The organism is Tsuneonella mangrovi (assembly GCF_002269345.1).
Taxonomy (GTDB): domain Bacteria; phylum Pseudomonadota; class Alphaproteobacteria; order Sphingomonadales; family Sphingomonadaceae; genus Tsuneonella; species Tsuneonella mangrovi.
On the sequence record NZ_CP022889.1, the window covers coordinates 1485093 to 1511761 of the forward strand.

Sequence of the window (26669 nt, forward strand, 5' to 3'; positions counted from 1 at the left end):
GCGTAGGCCCCATGCGATCCCAGCTTTCGCTGGGATGATGAAACAGGAGAAACGAAAATGGCAGCCAAGGACGTGAAATTCTCGCGCGACGCGCGTGAACGCATCCTCAAGGGCGTGGACATCCTCGCCGATGCAGTGAAGGTCACGCTCGGCCCCAAGGGCCGCAACGTCGTGATCGACAAGAGCTTCGGCGCACCGCGCATCACCAAGGACGGCGTTACCGTCGCCAAGGAAATCGAACTCAAGGACAAGTTCGAGAACATGGGCGCGCAGATGCTGCGCGAAGTCGCCAGCAAGACCAACGACCTCGCCGGTGACGGCACCACCACCGCCACGGTGCTGGGCCAGGCGATCGTGCGCGAAGGCATGAAGTCGGTCGCTGCGGGCATGAACCCGATGGACCTCAAGCGCGGCATCGACCTCGCGGTTACCAAGGTGGTCGAGAACCTCAAGGGCCGCAGCAAGGACGTGGCCGGTTCGGCGGAAATCGCCCAGGTCGGCATCATTTCGGCGAACGGCGACAAGGAAGTCGGCGAAAAGATCGCCGAAGCGATGGAGAAGGTCGGCAAGGAAGGCGTGATCACCGTCGAAGAGGCGAAGGGTCTCGAATTCGAGCTCGACACCGTCGAAGGTATGCAGTTCGATCGCGGCTACCTCAGCCCGTACTTCATCACCAACCCCGACAAGATGACCGTGGAGCTGGAGAACCCCTACATCCTGATCCACGAGAAGAAGCTGTCGAACCTGCAGTCGATGCTGCCGATCCTCGAAGCCGTGGTCCAGAGCGGTCGCCCGCTGCTGATCATCGCCGAGGACATCGAAGGCGAAGCGCTGGCGACCCTCGTGGTCAACAAGCTGCGCGGCGGCCTCAAGGTCGCAGCGGTCAAGGCGCCGGGCTTCGGCGATCGCCGCAAGGCGATGCTGCAGGACATCGCAATCCTGACGCAGGGCGAGATGGTTTCCGAAGATCTCGGCATCAAGCTCGAGAACGTTACGATCAGCATGCTCGGTGAAGCCAAGCGCGTCCAGATCGACAAGGACAACACCACCATCGTCGATGGCGCCGGTTCGGCCGACGACATCAAGGCCCGCGTCGGCGAAATCCGCGCGCAGATGGAAACCACCACCAGCGATTACGACAAGGAAAAGCTGCAGGAGCGCCTTGCAAAGCTCGCCGGCGGCGTTGCCGTGATCAAGGTCGGCGGTGCATCCGAAGTCGAAGTGAAGGAGCGCAAGGATCGCGTCGACGACGCTCTCCATGCGACCCGCGCTGCGGTCGAAGAAGGCATCGTCCCGGGCGGCGGCACTGCGCTGCTCTATGCCACCAAGGCGCTCGATGACCTCAACGGCGAGAACGACGACCAGACCCGCGGGATCGACATCGTCCGCCGCGCGCTTCAGGCGCCGGTGCGCCAGATCGCCGAGAACGCCGGCCATGACGGCGCGGTTGTCGCCGGCAAGCTTGTCGACGGCGGCGACGAGACCATGGGCTTCAACGCGGCAACCGACACCTACGAAAACCTCGTGAGTGCCGGCGTGATCGACCCGACCAAGGTCGTGCGCACCGCGCTGCAGGATGCGGCTTCTGTCGCCGGCCTGCTGATCACCACCGAAGCGGCGATCGCCGAGAAGCCGGAAGACAAGGCTGCCCCTGCAATGCCCGACATGGGCGGCATGGGGGGAATGGGCGGAATGGGCTTCTAAGCCCGAACTGCCTCACGGCCGAAACAACGACGGGCCCGGCGGGAGCGATCCTGCCGGGCCTTTCCTTTTACCGGCCCCGATTGGATCGCACGACCCCAAGATATTATAAGAATTGACATTTTTTTCAGACCCGTCACTCTCTGTCGCCGGGGGTATTGGGGCGATGGACGAAACCGGCAAACCACCGCGCGTCGTTGGCAAATTCGGCGCAACGCTGATGAGCATCAACGGAATGATCGGAGCGGGCATCTTCGCACTGCCAGCACTGCTCTATTCCACGGTCGGCAATTTCGCACCGTGGCTGTTCCTGATTTTCGGCGTGTTGTTTGGCTGTGGGACTTTGGTCGCCGCGCGCTTCGCGATGATGTTCCGCTCATCCGGTGCAGCGCAGCTGTGGACCCAAGTGGCATTCGGCCCGCTGGTCGGCTTTCTCGTCGGATGGCTACTGATCCTGGCGATGGCAGCGGGGCGCGCAGCGACGCTCTATGTGCTGGTCTCCTATCTTGCGGTGATTTTCCCGGCGATGGGCGATCCGGCAATGCGGGCGCTGACGCTCGCGGTACTGCTTGCAGCGCTGACAGCGATCACCACTTCGGGCATGAGCAAGAGTGTTGGCGGGTTAGCGGTGGGCACCGCGCTCAAGCTCGCTCCGATCGTACTTTTGTGTATGTTCGCCTTCGCCAGGGGCGGGATCGCCACCCATTTCGAGTTGCCGCAACTTGGAGAAGTGGGCAGCGTCGCGCTGTTGGTCTATTTTGCATATTCAGGCGTTGGCACAGCCACCAATTCGGCTGGCGAACTGAAAAATCCGCGCCGCGATCTGCCGGTGACAATGCTCGGTTCGCTGGCGGCGATCACGTTGTTCTACATGCTGGTTCAATGGGCCTACATCGCCGCAGGCGCTCCGCAAGGATCAGGCGACAAAACCCCGTTGGCGGCGGCTGCCGGTGCGGTGATGGGCAATTGGGGAAGCCTGCTCCTGAGCGTCGCGGCGATCTTCTCGATTGCGACGAATTCACTCAATTTCTTCATCGCTGCGCCGCGTGTGATTTATGGCATGGCCGACCGCGGCCTGCTGCCCGCCACTCTGACGCATGTTTCAACCCGCTTCGCCAGCCCTGACCGCGCAATCGCGCTGTTCGCGGTGCTGGTCGCGGCAATGCTGGGCAGCGGCGCCTTTACCTTCCTGGCCGAAGTCAACTCACTCGCCGGCACCCTGATCAGCGTGGTCTGTGTGCTCGCTTTCATCGTGTTGATGCACCGCGCCGAGAACGGCCATGACGGCCATATGGCGTGGTACTGGTGGGTGGTATTGGCCATCTTCAGCGCCTTTTGTTTCTACATCATCGCGCAAGCTCAGCTCAGCGCCTATTTGTTGCTCCTTGTGCTGCTGGTGCTTGGATACGGGCTTTATTATATCGCCCGCCGGGACGAAGTGATCGCGCCCGAGCCCGAATTCGACTAGGCGGCCATAGACACCCCCCTTGCCAGGCGCTTGTGAGCGACATCTCTCGCGCGTCCTCGACGAAGCCGACGCACTCGCCTGACGGGAATGGGATTGGGCGTGTCATACAACAGTGATACCGTTCACGCCCGGATACGAAGGAGAGGATTGATGCGAAACCAGCTCGCGATTGCGCTTGTTGCAGCTCTTTGCGGTTGCGCTTCGCTCCCGCCGGTCCAAACCGATCATCTCGCGCTGACGACCGACGAGTACCAGACCCTCATCGACGCCGCGCACAGACCTGCGGCAGACGTCGCGCGTGACGTCGATCGCAAGCCCGCCGAGCTGATGCAATTTGCCGAAATCCTGCCTGGCGAAAAGGTTGGCGACGAGATGATGGGCGGAGGATACCTGACCCGTGTCGAAGCGGCCGTGGTTGGGCCGAAGGGCCACGTCTATGCCTACCAGCCCGACGAATTCATCGCCTTCCGCGCGGCCTATGCCGACGATCAGAAGGCAATTGCCGCCGCCCTGGCGAATGTCACCGCTGTCAACGGCCCGCTTTTGGCGCAGCCATACCCGGTTCCGCTCGACACGATCATCACGGTGCAGAACTTCCACGATCTCTATCTCAAGGACCGGCCTCCCGGGACGCCCGAGAAGGTCGCCGCGAACATGTTTGCCGCGCTCAAGCCGGGCGGCACGCTGGTGGTGGTCGATCACCGGGCAAACCCGGGAGACACCAACTCTCCGAACGAGTTTCACCGGATAGAGAAGGATCGGGTCATCAAGGTCGTCGAAGCGGCGGGTTTCAAGCTCGATGCTGAAAGCGACATGTACGCCAATCCGCAGGATCCACACGATATCTCGGTGTTCAACAAGGCGATCCGGGGACACACCGACCAGTTCGCCCTGCGGTTTCGCAAGCCCGGCTAGCACCCGAATCCGGTGCAGCACCAAAGCATGATGTCGCGCGGAGGACACTTTTCATCGCCGCGCGCTTGCCGAAATCGTGCTCCACGTTAAGCCTGTGCAAACCATAAGGGAGTAACGCCGGGGGTCATGGGAATCGGATCGCACTTTGGCCGGTGGACGGCTGGCCTCGCATTGGGCTTCGGCCTCGCCTTCAGCACTGCCTTGCCGGCACATGCCAGCGGGGCGTCGAGCGTCGACCAGGCGTTCGACCAGATCCTCGGCACCGACATGCGCGCACCGCGCACGTTCGACCTCCAGTTCAATACTCCGCTCGAACAGCTCGTCGGCCAAATCGCCGATGGCTCCAAGGGACGGATCGGAGTGGCCGCGGTCGACCTTGCAACCGGCGAACAGGTCTCCGTGCTGGGTGACCAGCGCTTCCCGATGGCCAGCACCAGCAAGATCGCGATCGCCGCAACCTTCATGCAAGGGGTCGAGGATGGGCGCTGGACGCTCACAAGCGAATTCCCGATGATGGTTCCGGTCCGTTCGGAACCGTTTTCGTCGGCTGTCGCCCCGGTTCGGCCCGGCAGGTATTACCAAGCGGTCGACCTGATCGAGATGATGATCACGCGCTCGAACAACGAAGCAGCCGATGCCTTGCTCAAGGTGGTCGGCGGCCCCAAGGCGGTCAACGCCTGGGTCCACGCCCACGGGGTCGAGAATTTCCATATCGACCGCGATATCGCCACGCTGGTGCGCGATGATGGGGCAGTCGATCCGGCGAGCCACATCGAAACCCGCGATTCCGCCACGCCCAAGGCAATGGTGAAGCTGCTGACCGACCTCTACCAGGGCAAGGTGCTGAGCGATTCCAGCCGCCAGGTCATCCTCGGCGCGATGGAGCGCTGCCGCACCGGCGTGCGCCGGATCAAAGCGCTGCTGCCCGACGACGCGATCGTCGCGCACAAGACCGGATCGCTGCACAACACCTCGAGCGACATCGGCTTGGTCAAGGCACCCAACGGCCATACCATCGCGGTGGCGATCTATGTCACCGGGCAAGGCTCGCGGCTGGCTCGCGAATCCAAGATCGCACATATCGCGCTGACGCTTTATGACGGATACACCGGCGAAACCGACAGCGGTCGCCAGTATGCGTCTGCCAACTACTGAGCGACCGCGACGAAAACCGAATTTCGATTGGGCACGAAAAAAGGGCGGCACCTACCGGCACCGCCCTTGAACGTTTTAGCGGTTTGGCCGCCGAACGGCTGCTTACTGGGCAGCTGCGTCCGAAGCCATGTCCGAAGCGCCGTCCGAAGCGGTGTTGGCCATCGCGTCGGCATTGGCCGAGGTGTCAGCCATCGCCGAATCGGCGGTGGTGGCGGCAGCGTCCTGGGTCTTTTCCGAGCAGGCGGCGACCGAGAGGGCAGCACCGGCAACAGCGGCGGCGAGAAGAATCTTACGCATAATTCGATGTTCCTTTGAACAGCGTCATAACAATAGCTCGGCTCAAGGCCGTGCGGCTTGCGGGAATAATGGCCAAATTGTGGCGAAGCAAGCGGATTTGAACATTCCGGCCTGAATTTGGCCGCAATTTGCCTCGGAATTGCCGGATTCCTGCCATTCTCGAGCAAAGATTATTTCCGGCTGACCGGACACCCAAGCGCTGCTAGCAATCGGGTAATGGCAGACAAGCAGCACCTCTATCTCGTCGACGGATCGGCCTACATTTTCCGGGCCTATCACCGCCTGCCGCCGCTGACCGATCCGCAAGGGACACCGGTCGGTGCCGTCTACGGCTACACCACGATGCTGTGGAAGCTGGCCGACGACCTGCACAAGGCCGACGGCCCCACGCACCTCGCGGTCATTCTCGATGCGTCGGGCCACAGCTTCCGCAACGACCTCTACGACCAGTACAAGGCGAACCGCCCCGAGGCGCCGGAGGACTTGAAGCCGCAGTTCCCGCTGATCCGCGATGCCACCCGGGCATTCAGCCTGCCTTGCATTGAGGAGCAGGGTCTCGAGGCCGACGATCTTATCGCTAGCTACGCCAAGGAAGCGACCCGGCGCGGGTGGGATGTCACGATCGTCAGCTCGGACAAGGACCTGATGCAGCTGGTCGGTCGCTGCGCCGAACCGCACGACGGCATCGACGGCGGCTGCATCGACATGCTCGACACGATGAAGAACCAGCGGATCGAGATCCCCGAGGTGGTCGAGAAGTTCGGCGTGCCGCCAGAGCTCGTCGGCGACGTGCTGGCGCTGATGGGCGACAGCGCCGACAATATTCCCGGGATCTACGGTGTTGGGCCAAAGACCGCGACCAAGCTCATCCAGGAGCACGGCTCGCTGACCGCGGCGCTCGATGCCGCGCCCGATATGAAGCCCAGCAAGCTGCGCGAACGGCTGATCGAGGGCCGCGAAATGGCGGAGCTCAGCCGCGTGTTGGTGACGCTAAAGGACGATTGCGAACTGCCGCTGCCGCTCGATGCGTTCAAGCTGGACGCGGTGCCCAAGGAGCCGCTCGCAGCGTTTCTTGAGAAGCATGGCTTCACCAGCCTTTTGAGGCGCCTTGGCGATGGCCGTGGCAGCCCTGAACGCCGAACCGACCTCAACCCGGCGAAACAGGAAACTGCCGGAGCGCCGGCTACGCCCGACGGCAATCGCCAGCCTCTCCCCGACATGCCCCCGGTCGACCGTTCGGTCTATGCCTGCGTCCAGACCGAAGCGGCGCTGATGGACTGGGTCGAGCGTGCCTATGCCGCCCGGCTGGTGGCGGTCGATACCGAGACCAGCGCGCTCGACGCAATTTCGGCGGACCTCGTCGGGGTCAGTCTCGCGGTCGGGCCGAACGAGGCGTGCTACATCCCGCTGGGCCACGGCGGGACGGACATGTTCGCCGAAAAGCCCGAGCAAGTGCCGCTCGCCACCGCGGTCGCGCTGCTCAAGCCGCTGCTCGAGAGCGACGCGGTGCTCAAGGTCGGGCAGAACATCAAGTACGACCTCAACGTACTCGCGCGCCACGGCATCGCGGTCAGCCCGATCGAGGACACGATGATCGTCAGCTTCGCGCTCGACGCCGGGCGCGGGATGGAGGGGATCGGTGGCGGCCACGGAATGGACGAGCTGTCGGTCCGCCACCTCGGCCACACCCCGCTGGCGTTCAAGGACGTGTGCGGCACCGGCAAGAAAGCCATTCCTTTCGGCGAAGTACCGCTCGACCGCGCGACAGAATACGCCGCAGAGGATGCCGATGTTACTTGGCGGCTCTATAAGCACCTCAAGCCGCGCCTCGCAGCCGAGAGCGGGACGCGGATTTACGAGCGGGTCGACCGCCCGCTGATACCGGTGGTCGCGCAGATGGAGCGCGAAGGAATCAAGGTCGACCGGGCGGCACTCGCGCGATTGAGCGAGGAATTCGCCGCCCAGATCGGTATGCTCGAGAAGCAGGTCCACCAGCTGGCCGGCGAAGAGTTCACAGTCGGCAGCCCCAAGCAGCTGGGCGATATCCTGTTCGACAAGCTCGGCTACAAGGGCGGCAAGAAGGGCAAGAGCGGGCAATATTCGACCGACCAGTCGGTGCTCGAGAAGCTCGCTGGCGAGGGTGCGGAGATCGCCGAAAAGGTGCTCGAATGGCGCCAGTTGTCGAAGCTCAAAAGCACCTACACCGATGCGCTGCAGGCGGCGATCAATCCTGACACGGGCCGGGTGCATACCAGCTACAGTCTCGTCGGCGCGCAGACTGGGCGATTGAGCTCGACCGACCCGAACTTGCAGAATATCCCGATCCGCACCGAGATCGGCCGCCAGATCCGCGAAGCGTTCGTGGCCGAGGAAGGCAACGTCCTGCTGGCCGCCGACTATTCGCAGATCGAATTGCGGCTGGCAGCACACATGGCCGACGTGCCTTCGCTCAAGGAGGCATTCGCCGCCGGTGAAGACATCCACGCGCGCACGGCGCAGGAGATGTACGGCGAAGTTACCCGCGATACCCGCGCCGCAGCCAAGACGATCAACTTCGCCATCCTTTACGGCATCAGCCGCTGGGGGCTTGCGGGCCGGCTGGGGATCGAGCCCGACGAAGCGCAGGCGATGATCGACCGCTATTTCGAGCGCTTCCCCGGCATCCAGAAGTACATCGTCCACACGCTGGAGGGCGTTCGCGAGCGCGGCTATTCGGAGACATTGTTCGGCCGCAAGACGTGGTTTCCGCGGATCGATTCGAAGAACCAGGCAGAACGCCAGGGCAGCGAACGCGCGGCGATCAATGCCCCGATCCAGGGCACCAGCGCGGACATCATCAAGCGTGCGATGGCGCGGATGCTGCCTGCTCTCGCCGATGCCGGGCTGGGTCATGTGCGGATGCTGCTGCAGGTCCACGACGAACTGGTGTTCGAACTGCCCGAAGGCGACGTTGAGCGCGCCAGCCCGGTGATCGAACGGGTCATGGCCGAAGCCGCGCTGCCTGCAGTCAAGCTGACGGTCCCGCTGGGGATCGAAATCGGTACCGGCAAGAGCTGGGGGGCCGCGCACTGAGCGCGGTTGGCATCGAACTTGGCCCGACATAGGCTCGATCGATGAGCGAACCATCAGACGGGATGGCGATGGCCCGCGACGCCCTGCGTCGGTTTGTCCGCCAGTGGGGCAACCTGTTCGTGTTCGCAGTCATCGCCGCGGCGCTGATCGGGGCGGTCATGCTGATCTTCCAGACAGTCGAAGCCGAACGGCACGAGCGCGAACAGGTCCAGCGCACCAACCTCGTCCTGCTCCAGCTGCGCAACATCAGCCGGGCCGCGCTGAGCGCGGAGACCGGCCAGCGCGGCTACGTCATCACGCTCGACCGGCGTTACCTCGGCCCGTATCTCTCGGCCAAGGACACCTACCGCCCCGCGATCGCCCGTTTGCGCGAACTGCTCGGCCCCGGGATGACCCCGCGCCAGAGCGAACTGGTCGACCAGATCCAGACGCTTGCCGATGCCAAGTTCGCTGAAATGAACCAGACAGTGAAGCTGGTCGACACGCGCGACCTGCTGGGCGCGCGAGCGCTGATCCTGAGCGACGAAGGTCTCGAGTCGATGGGCCGCTTGAAGCTCGCGATCCGCGAGATGGAGGATATCGAGCAGCAGATCCTCAGCACTGCCACTGCCGACACCGCGCGCGCGGAAGGGCGCGTGATGCCGCTTCTCAGCGGCTTGCTGATCCTGCTCACGGTCGCGCTTGTGTTCGGCTACCTGCTGGTCGGCCGGACCGCGAAAGCCGAGGCCGAAGCGGCACAGGCTGCGGCGCTCGCCGAAGCACGCGACCGCGCGGACCTGCTCGCGCGCGAACTCAACCACCGAGTGAAGAACCTGTTCGCTGTGATCCTCGCGATCGTCCGGATGGGAGCGCGCAGCGCACCCGAAGCAAAACCGGTGACCGACGGGATTGCCGACCGGATCCACGCGTTGCTGACCGCACACGAAGTAACCCAGGGGCTGGGCGCAACCTCTGCCCCGCAGCTCCGCGAATTAGTCGAAACGACCGTCAAGCCATATCTCGCGAGCGACCGCGAAGCCCATCTGGACGGTGCGGCAATCGCACTCGACGCCCGCCAGGTGACACCGCTCGGCCTCGTCCTCCACGAACTGACGACAAACGCCGTGAAATACGGCTGTTGGGCGGTTGGGGGCCTGCTGACCGTGCGTTGGCACCTCGAAGACGGCGAAGTGCGCATCGCGTGGATCGAGCAGGGCATGGCCGACGATCAGCGCGCCGCGCGCGAGGCAGCCGCGTCGAACGAGCCCGAACGCAAAGGCTTCGGCAGCCTGCTGATCACCAGCGCCGCCCGGCAATTGGGCGGCAGCATCGAGCGCGACTTCGCCCCTTCCGGTCTTGAGGTGACAATTGCTTTCCCTGCCTCGAATTAGCGCATGATGTCTGCCAGGGCCCTTGCCACCACCGACCGGCATCCATAGGTCTCCCGCCATGTTCCGCGAACTCGACCTGACCCGATACACCCTCGACCTGCCTGCCTTGATCCATGCGGTCTCCTATGTCGTGCTGGCGGTCGCTGCCTCGTTGCTGATCCATTCTGCCGTATTTGCCTTGTTGAGGCGGATCGCCGCACGAACCGAAACCGGTGCGGACGATCTCGTTGTCGCAAAACTGCATGCCCCCAGTCGCTGGGCGATACTGGCGGTCGGGATTTCGCTGGTGGCGCAGGTCGATTCCTGGGTGGCCTACTTTTGGCTGGGCGTCAGCAAGTTCGTGGTCCCCGCGCTGCTCGGCTGGATGGCCTTCGCAATCGTCCGCGCATTCGCGCTCGTGCTCGATATTCGGGCGGAAGCGCAAGAGGAACTCGCCGCAGCGCGCAGCCAACGCACACGGATCGCGATCCTTTCGCGCACCGCCACCTTCATCATCGTGTTCATCACTGTCGGCCTGATGCTTCTGGGGATCCCCGGCGTGCGCCAGGTCGGGGTCACGCTGATGGCCTCTGCGGGCCTGGCCGCGCTGGCAGTGGGCGCGGCGGCACAGCCGGCTCTCAAGTCGCTCATCGCCGGCCTGCAGATGGCGATCACCGAGCCAGTGCGGATCGGCGATCTTGTGGTGGTCGACGGGTTCACCGGGCGGATCGAGGAAATCCGCATGAGCTTCGTGGTCGTGCGGATGTGGGACGAACGCGCCGCGATCGTGCCGACCAGTCGCCTGCTCGATACCAGCTTCGAAAACTGGTCACGCGTCAGCGAAAAACTGTCAGGGCCGGTTTTCCTGCACTTAGACCCGGCGACCGAGGTCGCGCCGATCCGCGCCGAGTTTGAGCGGTTCCTCGAGCAGCAACCCGAATGGGACCACCGCATGGGCACGCTGGTAATGACCGAAGCCCACCCCGAAAGCATCGAGCTACGGCTTGGCATGAGTTCCAACTCGATCGGCGACCTGTTCGCGCTGCGAAGCAGGGTTCGCGAACACATGCTCGACTGGCTACGGCGGGAAATGCCCGATGCGCTGCTGCGACACCGGCTGGAGGTCGAGGCGGCAAACGCCCGCGTGAGACCCTGATCCCGAGAGAATCCGGCTAGCGATCGCCTTCGGGCGGGCCGTGCTTGAACTCGCGGGTCGGCTCGAGCATTCCATCGGAGATAAAGCCGATCCTGGGATGCGCTTCGGCCGCGCGCTTCTTCAGCTCGCCGCGCATCTTCTGATATTCGGCTTCCATCTCCGCGCTGACCGTGGCGCGCGATTCCGCCAGCGCTTCGGCGAAGTCGGCCCCGGTAACGCTCTCGACTTCGCCGCCCGCACGTCGGAGCGCGTTGAGCCCCGCACGGCGTACGACATCTTCGAGATCGGCCCCGGTGAACCGGTCGGTCTTGCTCGCGATCGCGCCGAGGTCGACATCCTTCGCCAGCGGCATATTGCGCGCATGGATGCTCAGGATCCGTTCGCGGCCGGCCTTGTCGGGGGTGCCGACATAGACCAGCTCGTCGAACCGACCCGGACGCAAGAGTGCCGGATCGACCAGTGTTGGGCGGTTGGTCGCGCCGATCACGACGACCGACTGGAGTTCTTCCAGCCCATCCATCTCGGCCAGGATCGTGTTGACCACCCGGCCGGTGACCGCAGGCTCGCCCTGTCCGCTGCCGCGCGCCGGCACGAGGCTGTCGATTTCGTCGAGGAAGATCACACACGGGGCAACCGAACGGGCGCGCTGGAACATTCGCGCAATCTGTTGCTCGCTCTCGCCGTACCATTTCGACAACAGGTCGCTGGCCTTCATCGAAATGAAGTTGGCTTCCGACTCCTTGGCAACCGCCTTGGCGAGCAGGGTCTTGCCGGTGCCCGGCGGGCCGTAGAGCAGGAAGCCCTTGGCCGCGCGGATTCCCAGCCGGTGGAATGCCTCGGGGTTCCTGAGCGGCAGCTCGATCCCTTCCTTGAGCTGCTCGGTCGCCTTGGCGAGGCCGCCGATATCGCTCCAGCCAACGTTCGGCACCTGCACCATCACTTCGCGCATCGCGCTCGGCTGGACGCGCTTCAATGCGCTGAGGAAGTCGTCGCGCGTCACCAGCAGTTCTTCAAGTACCTCGGGCGGGATCGTGCGCTCGTCGAGGTCGAGCTTCGGCATGATCCGGCGAACCGATTCGATCGCCGCTTCGCGCGCGAGCGCCGCGATATCGGCCCCGACGAAGCCGTGCGTGGTGCGCGCGAGTTCGCCGAGATCGACCTTGTCGCCCAGCGGCATCCCGCGGGTGTGGATCGCGAGGATCTCACGGCGGCCCTTTTCGTCGGGCACTCCAAGCACGATCTCGCGGTCGAACCGTCCGGGCCGGCGCAGCGCTTCGTCGATCGCATCGGGGCGGTTGGTCGCTGCGATCACCACGATGTTGGCGCGCGCTTCGAGTCCGTCCATCAACGTAAGCAACTGGGCGACGAGGCGCTTTTCCGCTTCGCCGGAAACCCGGTCGCGCTTGGGCGCGATCGAATCGATCTCGTCGATGAAGATGATCGCCGGCGAGGCCTTGGCCGCTTCCTCGAACACTGCGCGCAAGTGCTTCTCGCTCTCGCCATAGCCCGACCCCATGATTTCCGGGCCGTTGATGATCAGGAAGTTTGCATCGCTTTCGTTGGCGACCGCTTGCGCCAGCCGGGTCTTGCCGGTTCCGGGCGGGCCGTGGAGCAGCACGCCTTTCGGCGGATCGACCCCCAGCCGGGTGAACAGTTCGGGATAGCGCAGCGGCAGCTCGACCATTTCGCGCAGCTGCTGGATCGTGTCGTCAATGCCGCCCACATCGTCGTAGTTGACCACCGCCCGGGCATCGCGCGGCTCTTCGTAAGCCGCGCGCAGTTCGACCTCGGTGTTTTCGTCGATGTGGACGATCCCCTTGGGGCTGGTCGATACCACGCTCAAGCGAATCTGGGTCAGGGCATAAGCCGGGGCGTTGAACATCCGGCGCACTTCGGGAGGCATGTTCTGGACCGGTTGCTGGCCGGTCGTGGCGACGATATCGCCGGCAACCAGCGGGCGCCTGAAGAAATTGCGTTGCAGCGCCTGCGTCGGCCCTTGCAAGCGCATCTCGCGCTGGGCAGGCGCGAACACGACGCGCGTGGCAGGGCGCGATTCGGCCGCCCGGATGGTGACATGTTCGCCCGAACCGATCTCGGCATTGCCGCGCTGGAGCCCGTCGAGCCGGACCACATCGAGCGTCTCGTCTTCCGGGAACGCCTGTGCGGCAACGGCGGCGGTCGCACGCTTGCCGACCACTTCGACCACGTCGCCTTCGGTTATGCCGAGCGCTTGGAACGCGGAGCGGGGCATCCGGGCGATCCCTTGCCCCGATTCCTCCTGCCGGGCCGCCGCGACCTGGAGCCTGACGGTTCGTTCCTGTGTCGCTGTGTCAGCTTCGGGCATCGCGGAAAGGCCTCCATCGCGTCATCGGTAGTGCTCCGAACTAGGGAGCGCTCGCTGATTTGCCAATGAACGAGGATCGATTAGGTGCCTCGCGCGCGCCCGGCGGGATTGGTCGCAAAGCCGGAGGCTCAAGAAAAAAGGGCTCGGAGGGGAAGCCCGCCGAGCCCTTGAAGTCTTGGGAGAGGATGCCTGAAAGGCACCTACACTGATGTCAGTAGGCAGCGATTTGTGCAAGTGCGAAATACTCATAGAGTGTTGCAAATACTGCAACTTAAATAGCAATACCTGTTTATAATCATGATTATATGACAACCGATCATACAACTCTCCCGCATCGAATCTCGAACGTTGCTGCGTCGCACAATCGATCGCCGCCGAATCTGCTGGCGCTAGGGAGCGGCGCGTGACAGGCCTGTGACCGCACGCTAAGGAACCGCCCCATGAACAAGCTCTACCCCGACGCTGCCGCCGCGCTCGACGGCATCCTCAAGAACGACATGGTGATCGCCAGCGGCGGCTTCGGCCTGTGCGGCATCCCTGAACGCTTGCTCGATGCAATCCGCGATTCGGGGGTCACCGGGTTGACCTTTGCCAGCAACAACGCCGGGATCGACAACGAGGGAATCGGCAAGCTGCTCCGCACCAAGCAGGTCAGCAAGATGATCAGTTCCTACGTCGGCGAGAACAAGGAGTTCGAACGCCAGTTCCTTTCCGGCGAACTCGAGGTCGAGTTTTGCCCCCAGGGCACGCTGGCCGAACGGATGCGCGCGGGCGGCGCGGGCATTCCGGGCTTTTACACCAAGACCGGCGTCGGTACGCAGGTTGCCGAAGGCAAGGAAACCAAGGTGTTCGACGGCGAGGAGTACGTGCTCGAGCGCGGGATCTTCGCCGATCTCGCTATCGTCAAGGCATGGAAGGCGGACGAAACCGGCAACCTCGTGTTCCGCAAGACCGCGCGCAACTTCAACCAGCCGGCGGCAACCTGCGGCAAGGTCTGCGTGGTCGAAGTGGAGGAGATCGTCCCCGCCGGATCGCTCGATCCCGACTGCATCCACCTGCCCGGGGTCTACGTCCAGCGGATGATCGTCGGCGCACCTTATGACAAGAAGATCGAGTTCCGCACCGTGCGCGAACGGGAATCGGCATGATCCGCAATTGGGCGAGGTTGTCGCTTGCCACTTTGGCCCTGACGGGGTGCGCGACCACGCCCGCCGCAGTACCCCCTGCACCGACAGCGCCAGTTGCCGCAAAGGCTGCCGCCATTGAAGGTGATTCACCCGCGCCCGCACGGATGCAGTGGCTCTACGGCTCGGCCGAAGGAGCGGCCGAATCGATCCAGGTCTATCACGCGATGGTCGATTACGTGCGGAGCGCTGTCGCCGACCGGCCGCACGATAGCGTCGTGCTGGCAAGCGACCCCGGCGACGGCCCAGCGCAGTTCGTGCCGTGCGGCGACAAGCCTTTCGCGGCGATCCTCGATGTCGACGAAACCGCCATACTCAACCTCGGTTACGAGGCGCTGCTCGCCGAAGGCAGGGCCAACCGGCAAAACCTGATCGCCTACCAGACGAGCGGGACCGACAAGGCAGCCCCCGTTCCCGGCGCGCTCTACGCGGTCAAGGCGATGCGGCAGATGGGCGTGAAGGTGATCTATAGCACCAACCGCGATGGTATTGCCGCCGCAGGCACCGCCCAAACGCTCGACAAGCTCGGGTTCGGTCCGGCAGTGCATGGCGATACGCTGTTCCTGCGCGGCGATGCCAGCAGCAATCCGGAAAAGGACGGTCGCCGCGAAACGCTGTCGCAGCGCTATTGCGTGGTCGCGATGGCGGGGGACCAGATGGGCGACTTTGCCGACCTGTTCAACGCCAAGGGACTCAACATCAAGACGCGGCGCAGCATGGCCGCGCATGGCTGGGCTGCGAAGATGTGGGGCAACGGCTGGTTCCTGCTCCCCAACCCGACCTATGGGCCGGGCCTGCGCGGGACGATGGACGAGGTGTTTCCGCCCGACAAGCGCTGGACGCCCGAAAGTATGGGCAACACAGCGGGCAAGTAATGCGATCGCGCTCGACAGCCCTCATTGGCCTTGTTGCAGGGTCGCTGCTGCTGTCGGGATGCGCAGCGGCGATGGTTCCGATCATCGCCGGAGGGGCCCTGGCCCGGACCAGCATGGACAAACATGACAAGCAGGACGCTGCGAACGCCCCGGCTACCACAGAACCAGCCGCGACATCACCCGCCACTGCAACACCAGCTGCGCCAAGCGATGCGCCGTCTCCAGTGCAAACAGCCATACCGGCGTCTTCGCCCGCGCAAGTCGCGCTGGCGGGCAAGCTCCGCCGCGACCAGGTGGAGATAGTCTCGGGCGGATTGCCGCCGCCAAGCGGAACCGCAGGCGGGATTTCCGATGGTGGCAGCATCGCCGACCCGATCGCGGCGTTCGCCGACTACGCCGACAAGGCCGGCACTGTCCCGCCGATTGGATACGAGCGCCACTCCGCCATGCTCGCAAACCCGGCCGCGCTCGACGGCAAGACCGCGGTCTGCTCGGTCCACCCGGCTGCGGTACTTGTCGACCTCGATCCGAAAGGCAGCACATTCGCCGTTCCAGAGCATCCGGCCGCCGCGCCGGGCCTTGCCACTGCACTCGCCCGCTTGCGCAACGATGGCATCACGGTCGGTTGGGCGTCCGGCGCGACAGCCGACAAGGCGGGCGCAATCTCCAGGGCCCTGGTCGCATCGGGGCTGGACCCTGACGGGAAAGACACTCTGGTGCTGCTGAGGTACCCCGACGACCGCAAGGAAACCCGGCGCCAGGACTTCGCCAAGCAGTACTGCGTGGTTGCGATTGCCGGCCAAGATCGCACCGATTTCGACGAACTCTATGCCTACCTCAAGGATCCGTCCGCCGCGCTGCCGCTGGAAAAGCTGGTCGGCAAGGGATGGTTCCTGATACCCCAACCGCTCAGTTGAAGGACGAATCGCATGCCCTGGACCCGAGATGAAATGGCCGCCCGCGCGGCGCGCGAACTGAAGGATGGCTATTACGTCAACCTGGGCATCGGTATCCCGACGCTGGTTGCCAACCATATCCCCGCAGGGATGCAGGTTACCTTGCAGAGCGAGAACGGGATGCTCGGCATCGGCCCATTCCCTTATGACGACGAAGTCGACGCGGACCTGATCAACGCGGGCAAGCAGACCATCAGCGAGCTGCCGCACAGCGCATACTTCGACAGCGCGCAGAGCTTTGCAATGATCCGCGGCGGGCATATCGACCTGACCGTGCTGGGCGCGATGGAAGTTGCCGAGAACGGCGACATCGCCAACTGGATGATCCCCGGCAAGATGATCAAGGGCATGGGCGGGGCGATGGACCTCGTCGCCGGGGTCAAGAAAATCATCGTGGTGATGGAGCACACCAGCAAGGCGGGCGATCCCAAGTTCATTCCGGCGTGCACCTTGCCGCTGACCGGCAAGAACGTTGTCGATATGATCATCACCGACCACGCGGTGTTCCACCGCGCCGATCACAGCAGCCCGTTCCGCCTGATCGAGCTGGCTCCCGGCGTAACGGCGGACGAAGTGGCGGCCAAGACGACAGCGCACTACGAAGTCGCGCTGCAACCGGCATGAACAACGCGGCCTGTCGCCTGACGGGGGCGGAGTTCCCGCTGTTCGCGTTCAGCCATTGCCGCGACGTGGTCGCCGCGGTGAGCAAGGCGGGCGGGTTCGGTGTGCTCGGCGCGACGCGGTTCAGCCCCGATCAGCTCGAGGAAGAGCTCGCGTGGATCGACGCCCATGTCGACGGCGCGCCTTATGGCGTCGACGTGCTGGTCCCCGAAACAATCGACCCGCGGGTCGCGGCGCTGCACGACAATGCCGAGCGCGCGGCGGCGATCGACCCGCAGTTCCAGGCTTTCGCTGCCGACCTGCTGGCGCAGTACGGAATCGACGCCGGACGCGAAGTACCCCAACTGCGCGAACGCATGGGGATCACGCCCGAAAACGGCCTCGCGTTGATGGAAGTGGCATTCCGCCACCCGATCCGCCTGATCGCCAATGCACTGGGGATCGCTCCGCCCGAGATGATCGCCGAAGGCCGCGCGCGCGGCGTACCGGTCGCAGCGCTCGTCGGGGCGAAGGAACACGCGCTGCGGCAGGCCGCAGCCGGGGTCGACATTATCGTCGCCCAAGGCGGCGAGGCCGGGGGGCACTGCGGCGAAGTTTCGACGCTGGTGCTGATCCCCGAAGTCGTCCGCGCGCTGCAGGCGGCAGGCCACGACACGCCGGTACTGGCGGCTGGCGGGATCATGACCGGCGGGCAGATGGCAGCGATGATGGCTGCGGGTGCGCAAGGCGCGTGGACCGGCTCGGTCTGGCTGGCGACGCCCGAAAGCGAGGCGAGCGACGCGTTCCGTTCGAAGATGGTCGCCGCGCGCAGCCGCGACACCGTGCGATCGCGCAGCCGGACCGGCAAACCCGCCCGCCAATTGAAGAGTGGCTGGCACGCGGCATGGGACGGCGACGGTAGCCCCGGCCCGCTGCCGATGCCGCTGATGGGCATGGTTTCCGAACCGGCGCTGGCGAAGATCGAGCGCGCGGTCGAGGCCGGCAACGAAGATGCGCGCGAACTGGTAACCTATTTCGTCGGGCAGGGTGTCGGCCTGGTCGACAGCGTGCGGCCGGCACGGGCAATCGTGCAGTCATTCCGCGAGGAATTCGTCGAAGCGGTGTCCGCACTCAACGCGGCATTCGAATAGGCGGCTTGCCGACGGCGCGATCGCGGCCTAGCTTCGGCATCATGTCGCGCCTTCGCCGACCATCCCCAGCGTTGGCGCTCACCCTGCTGACCGCGATCGGCACCATCGGGTTCGTTGACCGGATCGTCGTCAATGCGCTGGTCGAGCCGCTCAAGGCCGAATTCCACCTAGACGACACGCAGATCGGGTTGCTGGGCTTTGCCTATGCCGCGCTCAATATCCTGCTTGGGCTGTGGATCGCGCGGCTCGCGGAGAGGAAACGCAGGCTCTCGTTCACGGTCGTCGGCACGCTGCTGTGGTCGATAGCAGCGGCTTCGTGTGGACTGGTACAGAACTGGACGCAGTTGCTGCTGTCGCGGATCGCGGTCGGGGTCGGCGAAGCGGTCGGCCTGCCCGCCAACCAGTCGGTGGTGGCGGATTACTTCCCGCCCGAAAAGCGTGCCTCGGCGATGTCGGTCATGCTGCTCGCGCCGCCGCTCGGGATCTTCATCGGGCTCGCCGGTGGCGGCTACGTGGCGCAGCACTGGGGCTGGCGGGAGGCATTCTTCATCACCGCAGCACCGGGTGTAGTGCTGGCGCTACTGGTCTGGCTGTTCGTCAAGGAGCCGCCCCGCGGCCAGCATGACAAAGCCCACGACGACAACGTCCCTCCGATCGGCGCGGTCATCCGCCGGTTCGTCGAACTGCCTAGCGCGCGGCACCTGGTGGCCGGGTCGGTGCTCGCCTCGCTAGCCGGTTTCGGACTGAGCGCATTCTTCGCGGCGATGCTGATGCGCAGGTTCGGGATCTCGCTGGCCCACGCGGGGCTCTACGCGGGCCTGATCACCAGCTTGCCGGCGAGCCTGTCGGTCCTTTCGGGTGGCGCATTGGCAGACAAGCTCGCGCCGCGCTTCCCATCAGCCTATGCCTTGGTGCCGGGGATCAGCCTGGCGATAGGCGGGCCGCTCTATGCCTTCGCCGTGACTCGCAACGAGCTATGGCTGCTGATGGTACTGGTGGCGATCGCGGTCCTGCTGCAGTTCACCTATCTCGGGATGACCTTCGGCACCTTGCAGAACATGATGCACCCGAGAATGCGGGCAACCGCCAATGCACTGCTCAACATCATTTTCGGGTTCGCTGGGGGGATCGGCCCGGTGGTCGTCGGGGCCGCGAGCGATCGGCTGGCGGCAATGGGCATGCCCGCGGGCCACGCGCTATCGGTTGCAATGGCCTGGACAGCGATCGTCTATCTGTGGGCCGCGCTGCATTACCTGTGGGCCGCCCGCGACGTCGCCGCTGACCTGGCAATCGTGCGCGAAGGCCGGATTTAGCCGGAGGTCAGCTCACCGCTTCACGCAGGTCCGCCGCGAGATCGGTCCGCTCCCAAGGGAAGCTGTCGCCTTCCGCGGTGCGCCCGAAGTGCCCATAGGCGGCGGTGCGGCGATAGATCGGCTTGTTGAGCCCCAGCCCCTCGCGAATACCGCGCGGGGTCAGTCCGCCCAGCTTGCGCGCGGCGACTTCGCGAATTGCTTCCTCGAGCTTGTCGTCGGCAATCGTCCCGGTCCCGTGCGTATCGACATAGAGCGAGAGCGGCTCGGACACACCGATTGCATAAGCGACCTGGATCGTGCAGCGCTTCGCTAGTCCGGCGGCAACGACGTTCTTGGCGAGATAGCGGGTGACATAGGCTGCCGAGCGATCGACCTTGGTCGGGTCCTTGCCGCTGAACGCACCGCCGCCATGCGGGGCGGCCCCGCCGTAGGTATCGACGATGATCTTGCGCCCGGTGAGCCCGGCGTCGCCGTCGGGCCCCCCGATCTCGAACGAACCGGTCGGGTTGATGTGCCAATTGGTATCGTCGGAGACGAACCCTGCCGGCAGGATTTCGCCGACAACTTTCTTCACGTAGGCTTTAAGTTCGGCTTCCTGCTCACCCGCGTCGTAGCCTGCCGCGTGTTGGGTGCTGACCACCACCGCGGTACAGGCCACCGGCTTGCCATCGACATAGCGCAAAGTGACCTGGCTCTTGCTGTCGGGCTCGAGGAACGGCGCCGCGCCGCTCTTTCGGTCGATCGCCATCCGCTGGAGGATCTTGTGGCTATAGTCGATCGGTGCCGGCATCAGATCGGGCGTTTCGTCGCACGCAAAGCCGAACATGATGCCCTGGTCGCCCGCGCCTTCGTCCTTGTTGCCGCTGGCATCGACGCCTTGCGCGATATGGCTGCTCTGGCCGTGCAAGTAGTTCTCGAACTCCAGCGTTTCCCAGTGAAAGCCGGCTTGCTCGTAGCCGATATCCTTGATGACGTTGCGCACGGTTTGCTCGATTTCCTCGAGTGCGCCGTCTGCCCATGCACCATTCTCGTAAACGCCCTTGCAGCGGATCTCGCCCGCAAGCACCACGCGCTGGGTCGTGGTCAGCGTTTCGCACGCTACGCGCGCCTGGCTGTCCTTCGACAGGAACAGGTCAACGATAGCGTCGGAAACCTGGTCCGAAACCTTGTCGGGGTGCCCTTCGGACACGCTTTCGGACGTGAAGAGATAGTCGGCGCGCATGAATTTCCGATCCCGATATAAAGAGAGCTTTATGTCTCGATTTGAAGTGCGCGCAGGCCTAGCGATCCCTCCGCCGCATGGCAAGCAGCGAGAGGCCCAACAGGAGCAATGCCCAGCCGAGCGGAAGCAGGTTTCCGAGCCGGGCAAACAGCGTGGGCGGGAGCGGGAGTGGCACCTTGCCGTCGAGCCGCCCCGGCGCGTTGGCGGCAAGAACATGGCGCACGACGCCGTGTGCGTCGATCACCCCGCTGATCCCGGTGGTGGTCGCGCGCAGGATCGGCAGCCCTTCCTCGATCGCGCGCATCCGCGCCTGGGCGAAATGCTGCGGCGGGCCGAACTTGCCGAACCACCCATCGTTCGACGGGTTGAAGATATAGTCCGGGCGCACTTGCGGATCGACGACCTGGCCCGAGAAGGTGATCTCGTAGCAAATCTGCATCCCGGCCTTGCCGTAAGGCCCGAAGTCGAGCGTGCGCGGCCCGGGACCGGGAAGGAAATCGATCGCGCCCGCCACCAACCGACGCAGCCCGAGCGGTTCGAGCAGCCAGCGCATCGGCAAATATTCGCCGTAGGGCACCAGGTGCGCCTTGGCGTACGAGCCGACGATATCACCCTTGTCATCGAGCACGGTAACCACGTTGTAGGCACCAATCGCGTGTGCATCGGGCGTGCCCTTGTCGGCAATTTCGAGATTGACCGCGCCGGTCATCAGCAGGCTGCCCGGGCCGATCACCCGCGCGATCCGCTGGCGGGCATAGCGCGGGTCGCCGCCGGCTGTGGTCGCAAGGTAGTATTGCTCTGGATAGCCTTCGCGCAGGTAATCCGGCACACCCGATTCGGGCCACAGCACCAGCCTGCGTCCGTCATCATGCCGCGGCGCGGTCAGCGCAGCGAGCTTCTGGAACTGGCTTTCGTAGAGCGCCGGGTTGTCGAGCTCGCTCTGCGGAATGTCGGGCTGGACCAACGTGAAATCGACTGTGCCGGGGCGCGATGGCGGGCTAGGCAGGTACATCCCGATCGCCAGGAGCGCGAACACCGTCACGACGCGCCACCATGCGCGTGCGATGACCAGCCACGCAATCCCGCCCGCGACCAGCACCGCGAGGCCCGAGAGGCCATAGGTTCCCAGCCACGGCAGCAGTGCCGCGATCCCGGGGCGGGAGAACCCGCCAAGGAACACAAGGCCAAACGGGTCCCATGCATAGCCGGTGAACACCCAGCTCTTGAGCCATTCGGCAACGATCCAGCTACCGGCGAGGGCAAAGGCGACCGGCAGCGGGCGCTGTCCACCAATCGCGCGGGCCGCAGCGGCAGCGAGCGCCGGATAGACCGCGAGGTAAAGCGAGAGCAGCGGCACCGCGAGCCAGCCGAGCGCAGCTGGCATCGCCGCCTGGTAGGAAAACGCCGTAGCGATCCAGTTGTTGGCCAGCGAATAATGGGCAACACCGAACAGCCAGCCAATGGCCAGAGCACGACGCCAGCTGCTCGATTGGGCGACAAGCGCAGCAAGCGCAGCCATCCCGAGCAGTGCGAGAGGCCACAGGTCGAGCGGGGGGAAACCGAGCGCAGCGAGCAGCCCGGCACCGAGCGCCGCAATGCGCGGGTGGGTTGTCAGCCAGTGCGAAGCGCGTCGCACGGGAAGCTCGACGCGATCCACCGGCATTCTCCCGCTACCGGTCAGCCAACCGCCTTAAGGCTGTCGTCATCGTCATCTGCGGCCTTGCGGCGGCGGCGTGGTGCGGGCTTGCGCGGTGCTTCGTCGTCATCGTCGCTTGCACTGATCGACGGTGGCAGCGCGCTCGAATCGATTTCGCCGCCGCTGTCGCCGTCGTCATCGCGTTGGCGCGAGCGTCGGCCGGGGTTACGTTGGCTGCGGTTGCCGCGCACGAAAGGGTTATCCGACGGTTCGTATTCATTGCCGTCGTCTTCGCTCGAGTCGTCGCGATCATCGCCATCGCTCTCGCGATCGTCGCGCCGGTTGCGCTGGCGGCCCGAATTGCGGCCGCGCGACTGCTGGCGCTGGTCGCGATTGTCGAAATCGGTCTCGCCGTCGCTATCGTCACCGTCGTCGTTGTTGGCATCGCGGTCGTCGCGACTGCGGCCGCGCGCTTCGTCCTGGCGGGACTTGTTGTCGGCGATCACGCGGAAATAGTGGTCGGCGAACTGCAGGTAGTATTCGGCCTGCACGCGGTCGCCGTTGTGCTGGGCGTCCTGCGCAAGCTTCTTGTACTTGTCGAGCAGCTGCGGGGCATTGCCGCGCGCACGATTGTCGATGCGGTTCTGGTTGTTGCCGCCTTGCTGGCGATTACCGCGCCCGCGGCGACGGTTGTTATTGCGATTGTTGTTCAAGGAATCTCTCTTCCTTACCGTTGATCGACCCGGAGCAATCGTTTGCCGGGCGCTGATCGCATGACCCCTGTGGCCGCAACCGCCATTCGGTTTGCGGTGCCCCACCTGCACCTGTGCTCGGGCCCGATGCCCGGCTGGTTTGCAATTGTCGGAGCTAGGCCTGACCGGTTGCGAAACGCGCCGCTGACCGGAGACCTGAGGCAAGACGTAGTCGTGCGCGTAGCGTTTGCCAAGCCTTAAGTCAGAATCAATGCACGGTCGCGATTCGCCAGGTCCTTGCGCACCTGTACGGCAAAGCCCGATTCGCGAGCGATGGCGGCGACCGATTCCGCCTGATTTGCGCCGATTTCGAGTACCGCCACGCCGCCAGTCTCGAGCAGGCTTGACAGCTGCGGGACGAGGATCCGGTATTGGTCAAGACCATTGGGGCCTGCAAACAGAGCGCCTGCGGGTTCGAAATCGCGCACCGACGGATCGAGCGGAGCATCGTCCTCGACATAGGGCGGGTTGGCGATCACGAGATCGAAGGTGCCAAGGTCGTTTGCCCAGTGTGCTTGCGCCCAGTCGGCTTCGTGCAAATCGGCCCGTTCGCCAAGGCCCAATGCTGCGGCGTTCTCGCGGGCCACTGCGAGCGCCGCGGGCGCGCGGTCGATACCGACGCCTGACGCTTTGGGCCGCTCGGCAAGGATCGTTAGCAACAGTGCGCCGGAACCGGTGCCGCAATCGAGCACGCGGCGCGGCGCCGGGCAGGCTTCCAGCGCGGCCGCCACCACGGTCTCGCTGTCGCCGCGCGGGATCAGAACGTCGGGCGTGACCGTGAAACGCCGACCGTAGAATTCGGCGGAGCCAAGGATATAGGCGATCGGCTCGTGCGCCAGCCGACGGTCAAGCAACGCCTCAAAGCCCCCGGGCACCGGATCGCGCATATGGCGCAGCAACAGGTCCGAACGCGACACGCCCAGCGCGTGCGCCATCAGCAGTTCGGCATCGCTGCGCGCCCATTCGCCCTCAAGCTGCGCGGTGGCATCGCGCAGCGCTTCGGCAGCGGTGGTCACAACCTCACCCCGTTCGCCTCGAGCAGAGTCGAGAGGCGGTTGTGCGAACGTGTCTCGACTACGCTCGACACGAACGGATGAGCGATCCTCATTCTCCCAGCGCGGCGAGCCGCTTGGCTTGGTCCTCGGCGATCAGCGCATCGACCAGCTCGCCCAGGCCCGGCCCGGCGAGCACGTCGTCGAGCTTGTGCAGCGTCAGCCCGATGCGGTGGTCGGTCACCCGGCCTTGCGGGAAGTTGTAGGTGCGAATGCGCTCGGAACGGTCGCCGCTGCCGACCATCGCCTTGCGCGCTTCGGCCTCCGCGCCGTGGGCTTCCTCGCGTCGCTGCTCGTAGAGCCGCGCACGCAGCACCTGCATCGCCTTGTCGCGGTTGCGGTGCTGGCTGCGTTCGTCCTGCATCGCGACGACGATCCCGCTGGGAATATGCGTGATCCGCACCGCCGAATCGGTGGTGTTGACGTGCTGGCCGCCCGCGCCGCTTGAGCGGTAGATGTCGATCTTGAGGTCGTTGGGGTCGATCGTCATGTCGACCTCGTCGGGCTCGGGCAACACCGCGACGGTCGCGGCGGAGGTATGGATGCGCCCGCCGCTTTCGGTCACCGGCACGCGCTGCACGCGGTGGACGCCGCTTTCGAACTTGAGCTTTGCGAACACGCCGTTGCCGGTGACGTTGGCGACGACTTCCTTGAAGCCGCCGATATCGGACGCGCTGAGGCTGATCGTCTCGACCCGCCAGCCCTGCTCGGCGGCGAAGCGTTCGTACATCCGGAACAGGTCAGCCGCGAACAGCGCGGCTTCGTCGCCGCCGGTGCCGGCGCGGATTTCGAGCATCGCCGGTCGCGCGTCCGCCGCGTCGCGCGGCAGCATCGCGATTGCCAGCGCGCGCTCGACCGCTGGGAGTTCGTTGCGCAGGCGCATGATCTCTTCTTCGGTCAGCGCCTTCATTTCGGGATCGGAATCGTCGAGCGCTTCGAGTTCGGCCAATTCGGCCCGCATCGTGCGCGCCTGCTCCGCCGCGCGGGCGACCGGCTCGAGTTCGGCATAGTCCCGGCTCGCCTGGACGAACGCATCGCCCTCGAGCGTGCCCGACGCCATCCGCGCCTCGAGCTCGGAGAAGCGATGCGTGATCTGGTCGAGACGTTCGAGCGGGATGGTCATGGAGCGCGGGATGTCACGTTGAGATCGACCAACCCTGCCTTGACCAACTTCTGATGTGTGTCCCAGTCACACTTCACGATCATGTTGGGGAAGCCACTTTCTTCAATGACGTAGGAGATGATCGCCTCCGCACCGCTTTTCACCGCCTTGTCGAAGCGCTTTCGAGGGCTGCCGCTGGCAAAGATTTCGACGCTCACTCCGTTGGATCGAAATGTGGTGGCCGCCCACTGAGCAGCGACAAGCAAGCTTTCTGCTTCGACTACTAATGCGACCTCAAGCGGAGCGGCCTCTCGCTCCCCCACCAGCATCGCCAGCCGCTCGATCCCTGCGGCCCAACCGACCGCTGGGGTTGCCGGACCGCCAAGGCTCTCCATCAATCCGTCGTAGCGCCCGCCGCCGAGCACGGTGCTCTGGCTGCCGAGCGCGTTGGCTGCGGCCGAGCCTTCGTCGGGCACGAATTCGAACGCGGTGTGGCGGTAGTAGTCGAGCCCGCGCACGAGGCTTTCGGCGCGCGCCCACTTGACCCCCGCCGCATCGAGGCCGCTGGTCACGCTTTCGAAGAACGCCAGTGCTTCGTCCGACAGGAACGCGTCGATCTTCGGCGCATCGGCGACGAAGCGTCTATCGCGCGAGTCCTTGCTGTCGAGGATCCGTAGCGGGTTCTTTTCGAGCCGATCCTGCGAATCCTCGGAGAGGTCGCCCTTCACCGCGCGGAAGTGCTCGACCAGCGCCGTGCGCCATGCCTCGCGGCTGGCGACATCGCCCAGCGTGTTGAGCTGGAGCGTCACGCCCTCGATGCCGAGCTCCTTCAAGAGCTGGTCGGCCATCGCCAGCAGCTCCACATCCGCCTGCGGCTCGCCCGCGCCGATGATCTCCGCATCGAGCTGGTGAAACTGGCGATAGCGGCCCTTCTGCGGGCGCTCGTAGCGGAACAGCGGGCCGTGGGTCGCGACTTTGAGCGGCGCGTACTGCTGCCAGCCATCGGACAGGTAGGCGCGGGCGATCCCGGCGGTGAACTCGGGCCGCAGCGTGAGCGATTCCCCGCCGCGATCCTCGAACGAATACATTTCCTTCGAAACCACGTCGGTGGTCTCGCCGATCGCGCGGCTGAACACTTCGGTGCGTTCGAACACCGGCATTTCGACGCGGCGGAAGCGATAGAGCTTGCGCACGCGCTCGAACGTCTCGACCACGAACGCGAACGCTTCCGCGTCTGCGCCGAAAATATCCTGGGTGCCGCGAATGGCCTGGGGCGTCTTGGAACTCATGGGCTGGCGCGTTAGCGCGTTCGGTCGGCGGCGAAAAGACGCTCGTCGAACCGGTGCTTGAATCCGACGGATTGTTGAAG

At 64.8% G+C, this 26669-nt stretch carries 21 protein-coding genes; 13 read left to right on the forward strand and 8 right to left on the reverse strand.

The window, feature by feature from the left end:
* The first annotated feature begins 57 nt into the window (after nt 1-57).
* The 4 genes from groL (at nt 58) to CJO11_RS07250 (ending at nt 5239) form a co-directional block, all read left to right on the forward strand.
* Complete coding sequence (gene groL / locus CJO11_RS07235) at nt 58-1704, forward strand: chaperonin GroEL (protein ID WP_095012110.1); 1647 nt, start codon at nt 58-60, stop codon at nt 1702-1704.
* A gap of 163 nt (nt 1705-1867) precedes the next feature.
* Nucleotides 1868-3169 (forward strand): APC family permease, encoded by a 1302-nt coding sequence (locus tag CJO11_RS07240; protein WP_095012111.1) that lies wholly within the window; start codon nt 1868-1870, stop codon nt 3167-3169.
* Nucleotides 3170-3319: 150 nt separating this feature from the next.
* Nucleotides 3320-4084 carry a class I SAM-dependent methyltransferase gene (locus tag CJO11_RS07245; RefSeq protein ID WP_095012112.1) on the forward strand — a complete coding sequence of 255 codons (765 nt, stop codon included), beginning with the start codon at nt 3320-3322 and terminating at the stop codon, nt 4082-4084.
* Between the two features lie 126 nt (nt 4085-4210).
* On the forward strand, nt 4211-5239 hold the full coding sequence (locus CJO11_RS07250) for a serine hydrolase (RefSeq protein ID WP_095012113.1): 1029 nt from the start codon (nt 4211-4213) through the stop codon (nt 5237-5239).
* Between the two features lie 102 nt (nt 5240-5341).
* Here CJO11_RS07250 and CJO11_RS07255 read toward each other — a convergent pair whose 3' ends face one another.
* Nucleotides 5342-5536, reverse strand: a complete 195-nt coding sequence (locus CJO11_RS07255; protein WP_095012114.1) for a hypothetical protein — start codon at nt 5534-5536, stop codon at nt 5342-5344.
* Between the two features lie 216 nt (nt 5537-5752).
* Here CJO11_RS07255 and polA point away from each other — a divergent pair, with 216 nt between their 5' ends.
* The 3 genes from polA to CJO11_RS07270 are packed head-to-tail and all read left to right on the forward strand — an operon-like array spanning nt 5753 to nt 11113.
* Complete coding sequence (gene polA / locus CJO11_RS07260) at nt 5753-8608, forward strand: DNA polymerase I (RefSeq protein WP_095012115.1); 2856 nt, start codon at nt 5753-5755, stop codon at nt 8606-8608.
* A gap of 41 nt (nt 8609-8649) precedes the next feature.
* On the forward strand, nt 8650-9978 hold the full coding sequence (locus CJO11_RS07265; RefSeq protein ID WP_240504345.1) for a sensor histidine kinase: 1329 nt from the start codon (nt 8650-8652) through the stop codon (nt 9976-9978).
* Nucleotides 9979-10036: 58 nt separating this feature from the next.
* A complete protein-coding gene (locus CJO11_RS07270; protein ID WP_095012116.1) occupies nt 10037-11113 on the forward strand; it encodes a mechanosensitive ion channel family protein in 1077 nt (358 codons plus the stop codon).
* Nucleotides 11114-11129: 16 nt separating this feature from the next.
* On the opposite strand, the gene CJO11_RS07275 is transcribed toward CJO11_RS07270, so the two are convergent.
* The gene (locus CJO11_RS07275; RefSeq protein ID WP_095012117.1) at nt 11130-13457 is read right to left on the reverse strand and encodes a CDC48 family AAA ATPase; all 2328 of its coding nucleotides are present in this window, start codon (nt 13455-13457) and stop codon (nt 11130-11132) included.
* A gap of 440 nt (nt 13458-13897) precedes the next feature.
* Here CJO11_RS07275 and CJO11_RS07280 point away from each other — a divergent pair, with 440 nt between their 5' ends.
* The 6 genes from CJO11_RS07280 to CJO11_RS07305 all read left to right on the forward strand — a co-directional run bounded on the left by CJO11_RS07280 (nt 13898) and on the right by CJO11_RS07305 (nt 19536).
* The gene (locus CJO11_RS07280; protein WP_095012118.1) at nt 13898-14605 is read left to right on the forward strand and encodes a CoA transferase subunit A; all 708 of its coding nucleotides are present in this window, start codon (nt 13898-13900) and stop codon (nt 14603-14605) included.
* 143 nt (nt 14606-14748) lie between these two features.
* Nucleotides 14749-15516, forward strand: a complete 768-nt coding sequence (locus CJO11_RS07285) for an HAD family acid phosphatase (protein WP_240504346.1) — start codon at nt 14749-14751, stop codon at nt 15514-15516.
* Between the two features lie 224 nt (nt 15517-15740).
* Nucleotides 15741-16433: an HAD family hydrolase gene (locus CJO11_RS07290; protein WP_150124994.1), complete on the forward strand. Its 693-nt coding sequence runs from the start codon at nt 15741-15743 to the stop codon at nt 16431-16433.
* Between the two features lie 12 nt (nt 16434-16445).
* Entirely contained in the window at nt 16446-17096 is a 651-nt protein-coding gene (locus tag CJO11_RS07295) for a CoA transferase subunit B (RefSeq protein ID WP_095012121.1), read from the forward strand.
* Nucleotides 17093-18223 (forward strand): NAD(P)H-dependent flavin oxidoreductase, encoded by a 1131-nt coding sequence (locus CJO11_RS07300; protein ID WP_095012122.1) that lies wholly within the window; start codon nt 17093-17095, stop codon nt 18221-18223. Before CJO11_RS07295 ends, CJO11_RS07300 begins: the two co-directional genes overlap by 4 nt.
* Nucleotides 18224-18264: 41 nt before the next feature.
* Nucleotides 18265-19536, forward strand: coding sequence for a spinster family MFS transporter (locus CJO11_RS07305; RefSeq protein WP_095012123.1), 1272 nt, complete (start codon nt 18265-18267; stop codon nt 19534-19536).
* A 7-nt stretch (nt 19537-19543) separates the two neighbouring features.
* Here the strand turns inward: CJO11_RS07305 and metK are convergent, their stop codons facing one another.
* The 6 genes from metK to hisS form a co-directional block, all read right to left on the reverse strand.
* Entirely contained in the window at nt 19544-20758 is a 1215-nt protein-coding gene (gene metK / locus CJO11_RS07310; RefSeq protein ID WP_095012124.1) for a methionine adenosyltransferase, read from the reverse strand.
* A gap of 58 nt (nt 20759-20816) precedes the next feature.
* Complete coding sequence (lnt, locus tag CJO11_RS07315; protein ID WP_095012125.1) at nt 20817-22421, reverse strand: apolipoprotein N-acyltransferase; 1605 nt, start codon at nt 22419-22421, stop codon at nt 20817-20819.
* A 14-nt stretch (nt 22422-22435) separates the two neighbouring features.
* Complete coding sequence (locus CJO11_RS07320; RefSeq protein WP_095012126.1) at nt 22436-23107, reverse strand: DUF4167 domain-containing protein; 672 nt, start codon at nt 23105-23107, stop codon at nt 22436-22438.
* 236 nt (nt 23108-23343) lie between these two features.
* Entirely contained in the window at nt 23344-24162 is an 819-nt protein-coding gene (prmC, locus tag CJO11_RS07325; RefSeq protein WP_095012127.1) for a peptide chain release factor N(5)-glutamine methyltransferase, read from the reverse strand.
* Between the two features lie 88 nt (nt 24163-24250).
* Nucleotides 24251-25321 carry a peptide chain release factor 1 gene (gene prfA / locus CJO11_RS07330; RefSeq protein WP_095012128.1) on the reverse strand — a complete coding sequence of 357 codons (1071 nt, stop codon included), beginning with the start codon at nt 25319-25321 and terminating at the stop codon, nt 24251-24253.
* Nucleotides 25318-26589 (reverse strand): histidine--tRNA ligase, encoded by a 1272-nt coding sequence (gene hisS, locus CJO11_RS07335; protein ID WP_095012129.1) that lies wholly within the window; start codon nt 26587-26589, stop codon nt 25318-25320. Before hisS ends, prfA begins: the two co-directional genes overlap by 4 nt.
* Nucleotides 26590-26669 lie beyond the last annotated feature (80 nt).